General features: G+C 51.6%; 12 protein-coding genes. 1 reads left to right on the top strand and 11 read right to left on the bottom strand.

Annotated features, from left to right (window positions below):
- Positions 1-23: 23 nt before the first annotated feature.
- On the bottom strand, positions 24-2795 hold the full coding sequence (gene secA / locus NB647_RS01910) for a preprotein translocase subunit SecA (RefSeq protein ID WP_269264868.1): 2772 nt from the start codon (positions 2793-2795) through the stop codon (positions 24-26).
- Between the two features lie 291 nt (positions 2796-3086).
- On the opposite strand from secA, the gene NB647_RS01905 reads away from it, so the two are divergent.
- The gene (locus NB647_RS01905) at positions 3087-3548 is read left to right on the top strand and encodes a hypothetical protein (protein ID WP_269283877.1); all 462 of its coding nucleotides are present in this window, start codon (positions 3087-3089) and stop codon (positions 3546-3548) included.
- A gap of 13 nt (positions 3549-3561) precedes the next feature.
- Here the strand turns inward: NB647_RS01905 and lpxC are convergent, their stop codons facing one another.
- The 10 genes from lpxC to mraY all read right to left on the bottom strand — a co-directional run bounded on the left by lpxC (position 3562) and on the right by mraY (position 15365).
- Complete coding sequence (gene lpxC, locus NB647_RS01900; RefSeq protein ID WP_269264866.1) at positions 3562-4497, bottom strand: UDP-3-O-acyl-N-acetylglucosamine deacetylase; 936 nt, start codon at positions 4495-4497, stop codon at positions 3562-3564.
- Positions 4498-4709: 212 nt separating this feature from the next.
- Entirely contained in the window at positions 4710-5891 is a 1182-nt protein-coding gene (gene ftsZ / locus NB647_RS01895) for a cell division protein FtsZ (protein ID WP_269283875.1), read from the bottom strand.
- A gap of 105 nt (positions 5892-5996) precedes the next feature.
- Positions 5997-7229, bottom strand: coding sequence for a cell division protein FtsA (gene ftsA, locus NB647_RS01890; protein ID WP_269264864.1), 1233 nt, complete (start codon positions 7227-7229; stop codon positions 5997-5999).
- Entirely contained in the window at positions 7226-8005 is a 780-nt protein-coding gene (locus NB647_RS01885) for a cell division protein FtsQ/DivIB (protein WP_269283873.1), read from the bottom strand. Before NB647_RS01885 ends, ftsA begins: the two co-directional genes overlap by 4 nt.
- A 7-nt stretch (positions 8006-8012) precedes the next feature.
- Complete coding sequence (locus NB647_RS01880) at positions 8013-8978, bottom strand: D-alanine--D-alanine ligase (protein WP_269283870.1); 966 nt, start codon at positions 8976-8978, stop codon at positions 8013-8015.
- A gap of 4 nt (positions 8979-8982) precedes the next feature.
- On the bottom strand, positions 8983-10389 hold the full coding sequence (gene murC / locus NB647_RS01875; protein WP_269264861.1) for a UDP-N-acetylmuramate--L-alanine ligase: 1407 nt from the start codon (positions 10387-10389) through the stop codon (positions 8983-8985).
- 9 nt (positions 10390-10398) lie between these two features.
- Positions 10399-11484 (bottom strand): undecaprenyldiphospho-muramoylpentapeptide beta-N-acetylglucosaminyltransferase, encoded by a 1086-nt coding sequence (gene murG, locus NB647_RS01870; RefSeq protein WP_269283867.1) that lies wholly within the window; start codon positions 11482-11484, stop codon positions 10399-10401.
- Entirely contained in the window at positions 11481-12698 is a 1218-nt protein-coding gene (gene ftsW / locus NB647_RS01865) for a putative lipid II flippase FtsW (RefSeq protein WP_269264859.1), read from the bottom strand. Before ftsW ends, murG begins: the two co-directional genes overlap by 4 nt.
- The gene (murD, locus tag NB647_RS01860; protein WP_269283865.1) at positions 12695-14194 is read right to left on the bottom strand and encodes a UDP-N-acetylmuramoyl-L-alanine--D-glutamate ligase; all 1500 of its coding nucleotides are present in this window, start codon (positions 14192-14194) and stop codon (positions 12695-12697) included. The genes ftsW and murD overlap by 4 nt, the downstream gene beginning before the upstream one ends.
- A gap of 1 nt (position 14195) precedes the next feature.
- Positions 14196-15365 carry a phospho-N-acetylmuramoyl-pentapeptide-transferase gene (mraY, locus tag NB647_RS01855; protein ID WP_269283862.1) on the bottom strand — a complete coding sequence of 390 codons (1170 nt, stop codon included), beginning with the start codon at positions 15363-15365 and terminating at the stop codon, positions 14196-14198.

Raw genomic sequence — 15365 nt, 5'->3', positions numbered from 1 at the left:
CTTGTCGATGCTTTACGTTTCGTTTAATCCAGGCGACCATGACAATGCTTGTATTTTTTGCCACTCCCGCAAGGACATGGTTCATTCCGACCGACTTTTGGCACGGCATTGACCACAGGCTGCTGCCCGATACCGGTCGTCCCGGTTTCATCGATCGTACTCTCTTCCTTTTCGGAAGCCAGTTCATCTTCAGGTTCCGGACGATGATAATTCATATCCGTTATCTGCGACTCGGCCTGTTGCGCCGCAGCCATTTCGACCTCCTCGCGTGTCCTGATTCTGACCAGCACCAATACCCGTGTAACATCGTTTCTGATCATATCCAGCATTTGGCTGAATAACTGGAACGCTTCGCGCTTGTATTCCTGCTTCGGATTTTTCTGGGCATAACCGCGCAAGTGAATGCCCTGACGGAGGTGATCCAGTGCCGCAAGATGCTCGCGCCAGTAAGTATCCATGCTCTGCAACACGACGCTGCGCTCGTACTCGGAAAACGCTTCCTTGCCGACCAGATCAATCTTGGTCTGGTAAAAATCATCGACGGTTTTCAGAATATGCTCAAGCAGATCTTCATCGGTCAGCGTTTTCGATTCCTCAAGCATGGACGCCAGAGGAATATCGAGTTTCCACTGGGTTTGCAACTCTTTTTCAAGTCCTTCAATATCCCATTGCTCTTCAACGGATTCTTCCGGCACATACATCCTGAAAAGATCGGTAAAAGCACCGTGCCGCAACGATGTAATCAGCTCGGTCGGATCTTTCATTTCAAGCAATTCATTACGTTGTTGATAAATGACCTTGCGCTGGTCATTGGCTACATCATCATATTCCAGCAGCTGCTTGCGCATATCGAAATTGCGCCCCTCGACTTTCCGCTGTGCCGATTCAATGGATCGGGTCACGATTCCGGATTCGATCGGCTCGCCTTCAGGCATTTTCAGCCGTTCCATGATAGACCGCATCTTGTCGCCGGCAAAAATCCGCAACAGCGGATCATCCAGAGACAGATAGAATCTCGAGGAACCCGGATCGCCCTGACGTGCGGCACGTCCTCTCAGCTGATTGTCCACCCGGCGTGATTCATGGCGTTCCGTACCGATAATATGCAGGCCTCCCTGTGCCAAAACAAAATCATGCAATGACTGCCATTCGTTACGCAGCTTGTCGATTTGCGCTTTTTTCTGTTCTTCCGGAATGGATTCATCCGCCTCGATGAACTCAATCTGCTTCTCGACATTGCCGCCCAGCACGATATCCGTGCCGCGTCCGGCCATATTGGTTGCGATCGTTATCATTTTCGGCCGTCCCGCCTGCGCAACGATCTCCGCTTCCCGTGCATGCTGTTTGGCATTCAGGACATTATGCGGCAATCCCGCCTTGGTCAGAATGCCTGACAGCAATTCGGAATTTTCGATGGACGTCGTACCGACCAGGACCGGTTGTCCCCGCTCGTAACAATCCTTGATATCGTTTAGCATGGCCAGATATTTCTCATTGGCCGTCTTGTAAACCTGATCCTGACGATCCTGACGCTGATTCGGCTTGTTAGGCGGAATAACCACTGTTTCCAGACCATAAATTTCCTGGAACTCATAGGCTTCCGTATCCGCTGTACCGGTCATGCCCGAGAGTTTCTCGTACATACGGAAATAATTCTGGAAAGTAATCGATGCCAGTGTCTGGTTTTCATTCTGTATCTTGACACCTTCCTTGGCTTCCACAGCCTGATGCAAGCCGTCGGACCAACGCCTGCCTTCCATCAAACGTCCGGTAAACTCATCGACGATGATGACCTGTCCATCCTGAACGACATAATGCTGATCCCGGTGGAACAAAACATTCGCGCGCAACGCGGCATACAAATGATGAACCAGAATGATGTTGGTCGCATCATACAGGGAAGCCCCCTCGGGCAGCAGACCCATGCTGGTCAGTATTTTTTCCGCTTTCTCGTAACCGGCATCCGTAAGATAGACCTGATTGGTTTTTTCATCCTTGGTGTAATCACCGGGAACCTCGATTTTTCCCTTGCCGTCCCGCGTTTCCTCGCCGATCTGCAATGTCAGCATTTTCGGTACGGCATTCATCTTGTAGTAAAGCTCGGTATTGTTCTCCGACTGCCCCGAAATAATCAGCGGCGTTCTGGCCTCATCGATCAGAATCGAATCCACCTCATCGACAATAGCATAAACCAGCCCGCGCTGGACACGATCCGCCACATCGTAAACCATATTGTCGCGCAGATAGTCGAAACCGAATTCGTTATTGGTTCCGTATGTAATGTCAGCGGCATAGGCAGCCTGCTTCTGGCCATGATCCATCGACGCCAAATTGACTCCTGTCGTCAGACCAAGCCAGCCATACAAACGGGACATCCATTCCGCATCACGCTGGGCCAGATAATCGTTAACCGTGACAACATGGACACCTTTTCCGGTCAGGCCATTCAGGTAGGCAGGCAGTGTCGCTACCAGTGTTTTTCCTTCACCGGTTGCCATTTCGGAAATCTTGCCATAATGAAGCGCCATCCCTCCGATCAGCTGGACATCGTACGGCCTCATCCTCAGAACCCGCTTGCTTGCTTCCCGGCAAACGGCAAATGCCTCGGGCAGGATATCATCCAGCGTTTCCCCGCCGGCAAGCCGTTCCTTGAATTCAGGGGTTTTTGCTTTCAGTTCGGCATCCGTCATTTTCTCCAGAGCCGGTTCAAAAGAATTGATTTTGGCTACGGTTTTACCGTATTGCTTCAGCAGCCGGGAATTGCGGCTGCCGAAAAGGCTGGTCAATATAGACATGTTACATTCTTGAAATTAGGCAGCATCATCGACTGCATTTGCATAGACCCTGAACATACCAAGGTCCACCTCGTTAAGACACATTTTAACATGCCCTCTTTCAGGCAATAGAGCAACTTTAATATCTCTTTCCACTTTTAAACAAAGAGATTGCGCAACGGGCATCCTATTTTCAACGACAATGTTGTTTTATTACGGCAATTCACGGGTCTGCAACGGATACCCCGATCAGTTATACTGCCTGAAACAGTGCAGTATGCCATTTAGAAAACAGCCATATTTTCCGTCACCATGAATACCAAGGAAGCTTTCCCGACTGCTCTTGAATATCTCGATTCCCATGAAAAAGTGGCAACTCTCATGCATACGGCAAAACAGCTTATGGAAATCGAGAATGACTGCAATCGCATTCTTCCGGTATGGTTCTCAAACTGCCATATTCTGAAACTGGAAAACGGAACGCTTCTTGTCGGTGTCCCCAACCAGGCCGTTGCGGCGAGAATAAGACAGAAAATCCCGTTTCTCCAAAACAGACTCGGCCTGAAAGGCTGGCCGGTCCACACTGTACGTCTCAAGGTCAGCTTTTTGCAAAACCTTTACAGGGAAAAACCTGTCGGAAAGAAAAATCTGTCACCCAAAGCGTATGAGTCCTTCTCGAAACTGTACGAGCAGTTTGAACAGAACGACACCCACTCACCTCTGACCCGGGCACTGCACCAGCTGATCAGCGGCTATCGGCAAACGGAAAAATGAATTCTGAACGGGATCAGGCAGGGATCCATTCCAGTGTCGATTGCTCGAACAAGGAATTGGGCGCCTCTTCCGATGTGGTGAAAGTAACGACCTCATAGGCATCAGGCTGTGCCAACAAAGCCCTGATCAGCTGATTGTTCAATGCATGTCCGGACTTATGCGCCGTGTAGGAAGCCAGCAACGGATGGCCGATGTTATACAGATCCCCGATGGCATCAAGAATCTTGTGCCGGACAAATTCATCGTCGTAACGCAATGCATAGGCATTCAGAATCCGGTATTCATCCATGACAATGGCGTTTTCAAGCGAACCTCCCCGTGCCAGTCCCATACCGCGCAGTGTTTCGACATCCTTGACGAAACCGAAAGTGCGAGCCCGCGAAACATCCCGGACATAGGAAACCTGACTCAGATCGACCACCGCATGCTGGTGAGTCGCATCAATAGCCGGATGATTGAATTCAATGAAAAAATCCAGTTTGAAGCCATTAAAAGGGTCCAGACGCGCCCATTTCAGGTTGGCTCCTTCTCCCTCACGAATTTCAACCCGTTTTTTGACACGAATGTATTTTTTCGGAACATCCTGTTCTTTCAGACCGGCCTGTTGAAGCAGAAAGACAAAAGAAGATGCCGAACCATCCATAATGGGAATTTCTTCTGCATTCACCTCGACATGCAGATTGTCGATTCCCAGACCGGCACAAGCCGACATCAAATGCTCGATGGTGGAAATCCGCGCACCGTCTTTTACCAGCGTCGAAGCCAGCATCGTCTCTCCGATCGCGTCCGCGCTCACCGGAATCGACACAACAGGATCCAGATCGGTCCGATGGAATACGATACCTGTGTCAGGAACAGCCGGCCGAAGTACAAGCTCCACCTTGTAGCCGGAATGCAATCCGATTCCGACTGCCCGGACAGGGTATTGAATGGTACGTTGTTTGAGCATGATTTACGCTGTTTGTCAGATTCCGAATAATCGTCCTGGAAATTATTTTACCCCGCCGACACAAATTCTGCAGATGCGAAATATGATATCGGGGCCTCTTTTAACATATACGCTTTTATATGGAGACAGGAGAAATTCTTACACTTGTAACAATTTAAATACATTCGGTACAGCCCAAAACACCCCGCCCGGGCTGTACCGAACAAGTCCCCTCAATCGGCCTGGCGACGCAAAAAGGCGGGAATATCGTATGTTTCCATTCCGTTCTTTTCGAGTGCCCTGACCGTATCGCTGGCCGACTCGCGTCCATGACGCCATACGGCAGGTTTTTGCAGTGTTTCAAGATCCTGAGCCGTGGCAGCGGCATCTCCACTGCCTGACATGACAATTTCATTATTGGTACCCGTTCTCAACTGCGGAGTCTGCACCAGCCGAACCGGCTTTTTGTTCTTGCCCAGACCGGTTGCGACAACCGTTACACGGATATCCTCTCCCATGGAATCGTCATAAGCGATTCCCTGTGCGATCGTTGCGTCAGGCGATGCAAAAGCACGGACAGTCGCCATGACTTCCTTGATTTCCTTGCCCTTCAGACCACGACTTGCCGTCACATTGACCAGCACGCCGCGAGCGCCAGACAAATCGATACCGTCAAGCAACGGAGATGCGACAGCCTGCTCGGCCGCGATTCGCGCACGATCCACACCGGAAGCGACGGCTGTTCCCATCATGGCTTTGCCCTGTTCGCCCATGATGGTTTTCACGTCATTGAAATCGACATTGATATGACCCCGGACATTGATGATCTCCGCAATACCAGCCACAGCATTATTCAGGACATCATCGGCATGCTGCAGCCATTCGATCATGCTGTCGTCTTCATATATTTCTTCCAGTTTTTCATTCAGAATAACGATCAGCGAATCGACATGAGCGGACAAGGCTTCCAGTCCCTCTTCGGCGATTTCCATGCATTTCTGGCCTTCGTATGAAAACGGTTTGGATACAACGGCCACAGTCAGGGCACCCAGCGATTTGGCGACTTCTGCGACAATAGGCGCCGCCCCGGTTCCCGTACCGCCTCCCATCCCGGCCGCAATGAAAACCATATGTGCGCCACGCAAGGCATCCTCGATCCTCTCGCGTGACTGTTCAGCCAGCTGGCGACCGATATCAGGACGCATACCGGCCCCCAGACCGGTATCCCCGATCTGGATAATATTATGAGCATCCGAATGGGACAAAGCCTGTGCATCCGTATTGGCCGCAATAAACTCAACACCGGATACTCCCTTGTTGATCATATGCTGGACAGCATTGCCGCCAGCGCCTCCCACGCCCACTACCTTGATGATAGTGCCCAGCGTTGCATTGTCGACCATATCAAATTCCATGTTTAAGCTCCTGTCAAAAATGCTGTTCTCATTTGGCAACTCCCACGCGATGTGACAACTTCCAACTAAAAACCGCTTTCAATTAAACCTTCAATTTCTGTCAAATCAGAAATTTCCCATAAACCATTCTTTCATCCGCTGCAGTATCGCCTTGGTCGATCCCTGCTGTTTCGTAACGACGTTACCTCTCAGATACTGTTTCTTCGCCTCGGCCAGAAGACCATGTGCCGTCGAATACCGCGGGCTTTTGACAACATCTGCCAGTTGCCCGTTATATTGCGGAATACCCAGCCTTACCGGCTTCAGAAAAATCTCTTCGGCCAGTTCGGCAATACCCGGCATCATGGCAGTACCACCTGTCAAAACGACCCCTGAAGACAAGACTTCCTCGTACTCGGACTCCCTCACCACCTGCAATGCCAATGCAAAAAGTTCCTCTACCCGGGGTTCGATAACGGCCGCCAGCATCTGGCGCGACAAGGTACGCGGTCCGCGATCGCCAAGACCGGGCACTTCAATCGTTTCGGACGGATCAACCAACACCTGCTTGGCAATCCCGTAACGGATCTTGATTTCTTCCGCTTCCAGCGTCGGGGTACGCAATGCCATCGCAATATCATTGGTGATCTGGTCACCGGCAATAGGAATAACGGCCGTATGGCGAATCGCACCTTCGGTGAACACGGCAATATCCGTCGTACCGCCACCGATATCGATCAGGACGACACCCAATTCTTTTTCATCCTCTGTCAGTACGGCATCAGCAGAAGCCAGCGGCTGCAGAATCAGATCGGAAACCTCGAGTCCGCACCGGCGTATGCATTTGACAATATTCTGGACGGCCGATACCGCACCGGTAACAATATGAACCTTGACTTCAAGACGTATGCCGCTCATACCGATCGGTTCACGGACATCTTCCTGGTTGTCGACGACAAATTCCTGCGAAACCGTATGCAAAAACTGCTGATCTGTCGGAATATTGACTGCACGGGCTGTTTCAATGACCCGTGCGACATCCGCGGCAGTCACTTCCTTGTCCTTGATGGCCACCATACCGCGTGAATTGAAACTGCGGATATGACTGCCGGCGATACCGGTATAAACGTTTCTTATTTTGCAATCGGCCATCAGTTCCGCTTCTTCGAGCGCGGCCTGAATCGACTCAACAGTTGCTTCAATATTGACGACAACACCTTTTTTCAGTCCCTTCGACTCATGTTGTCCCAGTCCGATCACTTCATGCCGTCCATCCGGCAACACTTCGGCAACGACAGCGACGACTTTGGAAGTCCCGATATCCAGCCCGACAATCAAATTTTTAAGGTCTTTAGTCATAGCGCCACATTATTTCGTTGAGTACTTGATACAGGAAGTTTTCCCTTTAATTTCAAAGCCAGTCCATTCGGATAGCGCATATCGATACTCTCGATACCATCACCCGTCTTTTCCGCCAGCTGGGGATACGCTTCCTTCAAACGGTCCATAAGATCACTGATCGTGTTCCGGTCCTTTTCACGGCCGAATTCGACATTCATGCCATTGTCCAGCCTGACAGACCAGGCATAGCGATTCGAAAGCCTGATTTCTTTCGGGACAAGATGAATCTGTGCAAACCGTTTGCAAAACTCCTTGTAACGGGCCAGCACTTCCCTTTCACTTCCTTCCGGACCGGAAAACTTCAACAGGTCATAATCCTCTTCCGCCTCCGCCATGTTTACGGTAAACAAATCCCCTTTTGTGGACAGCAACTGTCCCCCATTACCCCATATTCCCAAAGGCTGATACTCTTCCAGAGAAACAATCAGCCTGTCGGGCCACTCCCTTCTGACACTGGCTTCCCTGACCCAGGGAACGGCCTCGAATGCGGTCCGGACTTCATTCAGATCCACTGTAAAAAAATTTCCCTTGATATTCGGCAACGCGATGCTCTTGACCGTCATGGCATTGACATGCAGCAACTCCTTGCCGTCGGATGACTGGACCTTGACCGTCTGCAAGGCATAAACCGGTTTCTGGATCAGCCAGCCGATAACCCCCGTCACCACGGCTATAATGAATACAGCCATGCAGGTATTCGATATCGCATTCAGAATCCGGACGTTATGCCACATAGTGCAATCAACTCTCCTTGTGTTTTATGTGATCCAGCGTGGCCGACCGCAGAAGTGTCAGACACAAATCCTCGTAACCCAGACCGGCCTGCCGCGCTGCCAGGGGGACCAGCGAATGACCGGTCATTCCCGGCGATGAATTCAGTTCCAGCAAAAACGGTTCGTTGTCACTGGTACGCAATATCACATCAATTCTTCCCCATCCGCGGCAACCGAGCGCCTCATACCCTTGCAATGCATAACGCTGGATTCTGGTTTCCATTGCCTCATCCAGCCCGCATGGACAAAGATACTGTGTTTTATCACTGAAATATTTATTGTGATAATCGTAATTGGAATCGGGAGCGACAATCCTTATCAGCGGCAATGCCTGCGGTTTGCCATCCTGCTCCAGGATGGCACAGGTCAGTTCCATGCCATCGATAAACTCCTCTGCCAGAACAGAACGGTCGTATTTCGACGCCAGCGCATAGGCATCCGCCATCTGTTCAATCTGTTTCACCTTGGTCAGTCCAAGGGTCGATCCCTCATGAGCCGGCTTGACAATCAGGGGCAAACCGAGTCGGTCAATCACTTCACTGAAATCGGAATCCGCTTTCAGTTCGACATAGCGGGGAGTGGGCAATCCTTCTGCCTGCCACAACCGTTTGGTCATAATCTTGTCCATCGCCATGGCAGAAGCCAATACACCGGAGCCCGTATAGGGAATGCGCATTTCTTCCAGCATCCCCTGCATGCAACCATCCTCTCCATACCGGCCATGCAGTGCAATAAAGACGCGATCGAAGTTTTCCCCTTGCAAACAGGCCGGATCATTCATCCCGGTATCGAAAAGATGGGCATCCACCCCTCTGTTTTTCAGTGCATCGCAAACCGCTCTGCCGGAAATGAGCGATACTTCCCGCTCTGCGGATTTTCCGCCATACAGAACGCCGACTTTTCCAAACGAATCCTTTTTTGTCACTTTATCCATACATTCAACCCAATGCTTTTTCCACAAGCTTGCCGGACACACTGCTGATCGAACCAGCCCCCATCGTCATCACAATATCTCCTTCTTCGATCACATTCGAAATGGCGGCAGGCATCTCCGCGATATCCTCGACAAACACGGGATCCACTTTTCCGGCCACCCGGATTGCCCGTGCCAGCGATCTTCCGTCCGCAGCGACAATCGGCTGTTCACCTGCCGGATAAACCTCTCCCAGAAGCAAAACGTCCGTGCCGGAAAGTACCTTCACGAAATCCTCAAACAAATCACGCGTTCTGGTATAACGATGCGGCTGGAACGCCAGAACGAGCCTTTTGTTCGGATAAGCTCCTCGGGCTGCCGCAATCGTGGCGGCCATTTCGGAAGGATGGTGGCCGTAATCGTCCACCAGTTCCACCTCTACCAGAGTCTCGCCGTTCTTTTTGGGCAACCGGACTTTTCCGAGTCGTGTAAACCGGCGATTGACTCCGGTGAATTTTTCCATGGCTTTTTGCGTCGCGCTGTCATCAATACCCAATTCACGGGCAATGGCAATCACCGCACAGGCATTCTGGACATTATGCATACCCGGCTGGTTCAGACGAATGGCAATGGGAGGATGTCCCTTCTGAAGAGCGGTGAATATCATCATGGTCCCTTCGGCCCGGGCATCTACTGCCCTGACATCGGCATCCTCATGAAACCCGTATGTCGTGACGGGCTTGGAAATAAACGGCCTGATTTCCCGGACATTACTGTCATCGATACAAAGCATGACCCGGCCATAAAACGGCAGGCGCTGGGTAAATTCGATGAACGCCTGTTTCAGGCGTGCAAAATCATGGCCATAAGTATCCATATGGTCGGCATCGATATTGGTGATGACCTCAATGACCGGATTCAGATTCAGAAAGGAAGCATCCGATTCATCCGCTTCCGCAACGATGAAATCTCCCGCACCAAGCCCGGCATTGGCACCTGCGCTGTTCAAGCGCCCGCCAATCACGAAAGTCGGATCAAAACCGCCCTCGGCCAGTACACTGGCGACCAGACTGGTCGTGGTTGTCTTTCCATGAGTTCCGGCAATCGCGATGCCGCGTTTCAACCTCATCAGTTCGGCCAGCATAACGGCCCGTGGAACAATCGGGACATTCTTCTTGCGCGCTGCCAGTACTTCCGGATTATCGTCCTTGATGGCACTTGAAACGACAATGGCATCGGCTTTTTCGATATTTTCCGCCGCATGTCCAAGCATGACACGAGCTCCCAGAGCAGCCAGATGCCGTGTCGAGGAATTGCTGGTCAGATCGGAACCGGTAATTTCATAACCGAGATTGAGCAGCACTTCGGCAATACCACTCATCCCGCTCCCGCCAATTCCGACAAAATGAATTTTCTTGACTTTATGTTTCATACCATCGATCTATCTACTGTTAGCCGTCCTGATCAGGACTTCGGCAATTCTTTCATTGGCATCTTTTTTGCCCAGTGAATGCGCTTTTTTCGCCATTTCAAAACATTTTTCGCGTGTCATGTCTTTCAAAAGCCGGGCCAGATATTCCGGTGTCAGATTCGTCTGTGGCAAATGGATCGCCGCTCCTGCCTTATGCATGAATATGGCGTTATCCTGCTGATGAGACGTACTCGACGCAATAAACGGCACAAGAATGCTGGCCACTCCCGCCGAAGTCAGTTCCGAAACGGTGATCGCACCCGCACGGCAAATCACCAGATCGACATCGGCATACCGTGCCGCCATATCGTCGATGAAATCAACCACTTCGGCATGCACCTGCATTTTGCGATATTGCTGCCTGACTTCGGCGACATGTTGCCGTCCAGTCTGATGAAGCAACACCGGCCGCGTCTCGAACGGCAATGATGCCACCGCTTTCGGCAGGCAATCGTTTAATGCTTTCGCCCCCAGACTTCCGCCGACAATCATGATTTTCAGAACGCCCTGACGTTGTGTATAACGGTATTCCGGCCCCGGCAGATCCCTGATTTCCTGCCTTACCGGATTGCCAGTACAAATCGCCTTCGAAGCCAGATCCCCGAAATCTCCCGGAAAACCGAACAAAACATGTCTGGCTGACGACGCCAGCGTTTTGTTGGACAACAGCAGCCTTGCATCCGCATTGACCAGAACGACCGGAATGCCAAGCATCCTTGCCGCCATTCCCCCCGGAACGGTTACATAGCCCCCCATTCCGACAACCAGATCGGGTTTTCGCCTTCTCATGATGCCAAGGCAGGCCATGAAACCGGTCAGCAAATGGACGCTGCCTTTCAGCATATGCACCAACCCCTTGCCTCTCAAACCGGCAAAATCAATACAGTCTATTTCGATACCGTGGGAAGGAACGATCTTCCCTTCCATCCCATGTTGGGTTCCGAGCCAGGTTATCTCCCAGCCCTTTTGTCGCATGGTTGATGCAATCGCAAGCCCTGGAAAAATATGCCCGCCGGTCCCGGCAGCCATGATCATGAGTTTTTTGGGAGCATTCATATACGTCCTCCTCTCATGATCTTCCTGTTCTCGTAATCGACACGCAACAGGACCGCCAGTGCCATGCAATTGATCACGATTCCCGAACCGCCATAACTCATCAGGGGAAGTGTCAGCCCCTTCGTGGGCAAAAGTCCCAGATTGACCCCCATATTGATAAACGTCTGGACTCCTATCCAGATTCCGATGCCCTGAGCCAGCAGACCGGCGAAAATCCTGTCCATGGCGATAGCCTGCCGCCCGATCTCGAATGCCCGTTTTACTATCCAGTAAAAAATGGCAATAACGGCCATGACACCGACAAACCCCAGCTCTTCTCCGACGACGGCCATCAGAAAGTCGGTATGGGCTTCCGGCAAATAATGCAGTTTTTCTACACTTCCTCCCAATCCGACGCCGAAAATTTCCCCGCGCCCGAAAGCGATAAGGGAATGGGACAACTGATAGCCTTTCCCAAGGGCATTGGCCTCATCCCAGGGATTGAGATAAGCGAAAATACGTTCCCGGCGCCAGGGAGACATAATGATGACCAGACTGAAAATACCGACCAGTGTCGCCGCGATACCACCGAACCAGATACCGTTGAACCCTCCCAGAAAAAGAATGCCCATGGCAATACAGATGATGACACCCAAGGCCCCCAGATCCGGTTCGAGAAGCAAAAGCAGTCCGATCAGACCGAGCGCCGTTGCCATCGGAAAAAATCCCTTGGTCAGCTTGTGCATGAAATTCTGCTTTCTGACGGTGTAATCGGCGGCATACATAACAATGAATAGCTTCATCAGTTCGGACGGTTGCAAATTGAACACCCTGAAAGAAAGCCAGCGCCTTGCACCATTGACTCCCTTCCCGATCCCGGGAATCAGCACCAGCACGAGCAGAAACAGTGTAATGACAAACAGAAGTGGCGCATATTTCTGCCATGTATCGACCCTGACGCGGAAAACCATCAGTCCGGCCACCAGTCCCAGCACAATGAAAATGGCCTGACGGATAAAAAAGTGCTCGTTCCGGTAACTGGCATACTTCGGCGAATCAGGCAGAGCAATGGATGCGGAGTAAACCATGATCAACCCGAGAAACAGCAATGCCAGTACAGCGAATATCAGGTACTGGTCAAACCGCATCATCTTGGCATTTTTGGCGGTGGAAGTCCGTTCCCTTGCGGCCTCCGCTATGCCTCCGAAAAAACGCTTTACCGATTGCAGGTTCATGACGTCGCCCCCCCGCCAGCGGCACCACCAAGCCGACGTACCTGGGTCACAAACACTTCGGAGCGATGAGCATAATTGCGGAACATATCCATGCTGGCACATGCGGGAGAAAGCAGAACCATATCGTTCTGTTTCGCCACTTCCGAAGCGCGGACAACCGCTTCTTCAAGAGAATCGCAATAAATCTGGCGGACTCCCGCCGGCGCAAGTGCGTCATGGATCCGGACGGCATCTTTCCCGATCAGCATGACTGCCTTGACATATTTGCCGACGACAGAAGACAGAGGCGAAAAATCCTGATCCTTGCCAAGCCCTCCGGCAATCAGAATGATTTTTCTTTCTTCATTTCCGGCATTTTCCCCCAATCCCCTGACAGCAGCGACAGTCGCCCCGACATTGGTTCCCTTGCTGTCATCGATATAGGCGACCTCGTTCACTGTCGCGACAAGTTCGACTCTGTGCGGTTCCCCACGATAATCCTTCAGAGCCTGAAGCAGCGGTGCAAACGGCAACCCGATCGCCCTGCACAACGCCAGAGCAGCCAGCGCATTGCCCGCATTGTGCCTTCCGCGAATTTTCAGGGCATCGGCCGGCATCAGATCCCGGATGACGGTTTCAACCGGTACAGGATTCTTTCTGTTTTTCCGGACAATCCCGTCATCGACAGAAGACATGACAGCAAGCCACACTATTCCGCGATCGGAATGCATGCCGAAAGCATCCGGTTCAACCGGTTCATCGGTACCGAAAGTGAGAACCGGCGCTCCCGGTTTCCTCATTTTCATGACAGCGCCATCCTCGCGGTTCAATACCTGAACCGTTTTCCGGCCAAAAATCCTTTCCTTGGCAGCACCATATGCCGCCATACTGCCATGCCAATCCAGATGATCCTGCGTCAGATTCAGTACAGTCGCCGCATCCGGTTCAAGACGATATGTTGCAAACAGCTGGAAACTCGACAATTCGAGAACCCAGACATCGGGCAATTGATCCTTTCTGACCATCTCCAGCAGAACATCAAGTGCAGCGGGACTGATATTGCCGGCCAGACAGACCGTTTTGCCAGCCCGACGACACATATGTCCTGTCAGACTGGTTACCGTCGTTTTTCCATTCGTTCCCGTTACGGCTATGATTTTCGGCCTGTATTGTTTTTCCCTTTCAAGGTCTTTCAGTGCCTGGGCGAACATTTCGATTTCACTCCAGACAGGAATGCCATGTTCATTGGCAAAAGGCAGAATTTCCTTCAACTCAACATCCGGACGCAAACCCGGACTGACCGCAACGATATCGAAAACCGTCAGTCCTTCGGTTGTGAACGGACCGCTCCTGAACCCGACCTGTGGAAGTTCCGCCTGCAATCTTTGCAATCTGTCCGGATTATCACGTGTATCGGCAACACAAACACTCGCCCCGCAATAAGCACCCCAGCGTGCCATCGCCAGACCGGATTCACCCAGTCCCAGTACGAGTATTTTCTTACCTGCCCAGTTCATATCATCTAATCTTCAAAGTCGACAAACCAATCAGGACCAGAATCATGGTGATAATCCAGAAACGGACAACCACCTTGGTCTCCTTCCATCCTTTTTGCTCAAAATGATGATGCAGAGGCGCCATCAGGAAAATGCGGCGACCGACACCATATTTTCTTTTCGTATATTTGAAATACGTCACCTGCAACATGACGGAAACCGTTTCCGCCACGAAAATCCCTCCCATGACAAACAATACGATTTCCTGCCTGACGATGACGGCAATCGTCCCCAGCGCTCCCCCCAGAGCGAGTGCACCGACATCTCCCATGAACATTTGCGCCGGATGGGCGTTGAACCATAAAAAGGCCAGACCTGCTCCTGCCATGGCTCCGCAGAAAACGAGAAGCTCCCCCGTACCGGGAATAAAGGGAATGAACAGATAACGCGAATAGACAGCATGTCCGGTCAGGTAGGCAAATACCCCCAGTGCCGTACCGACCATAATCGTCGGCATGATCGTCAGTCCGTCAAGCCCGTCCGTCAGATTGACCGCATTACTTGTTCCGACAATCACAAAATAGGTCAGTGCGATAAACCCCCAGACACCCAACGGATAGCTGACCGTTTTGAAAAACGGGATAATAAAGTCCGCCTTGGGAGGCAGATCCATACTGAATCCGGATCTGACCCACTCGACAAAAAGATGCCAGACCTCAAAATTGGACTGTCCGGAAACAGCAAAAGCCAGATAGACGGCGGAAGCCAGACCGATGACGGATTGCCAGAAATATTTCTCACGCGAGGACATCCCGTTCGGATCCTTGTGCACCACCTTCCTGTAATCATCAACCCAGCCGATGACGCCAAATCCCATCGTGACAATCAGAACAACCCAGACAAACCGGTTTGAAAGATCGCACCACAACAGCGTTGAAACGGCTATGGCGATCAGAATCAGAAGCCCCCCCATCGTCGGGGTCCCTGACTTGACCAGATGAGTCTGGGGACCGTCCGTCCGTACGGCCTGCCCGACTTTCAGCCGGGTCAGCAAGCGAATAACAGCCGGTCCGGCTGCCAGACCGATAGACAGCGCTGTCAATGTGGCAAAAACCGCCCGGAAGGAGATGTAGCTGAAAACTCTCAAGACTCCCAGATCCTGTTGAAAAAACTGTGCCAGCCAAAGCAGCAT

Source organism: Oxalobacter aliiformigenes, from assembly GCF_027116575.1.
Taxonomy (GTDB): Bacteria; Pseudomonadota; Gammaproteobacteria; order Burkholderiales; family Burkholderiaceae_D; genus Oxalobacter; species Oxalobacter aliiformigenes.
This window is presented reverse-complemented; position numbering and strand designations above follow the sequence as displayed.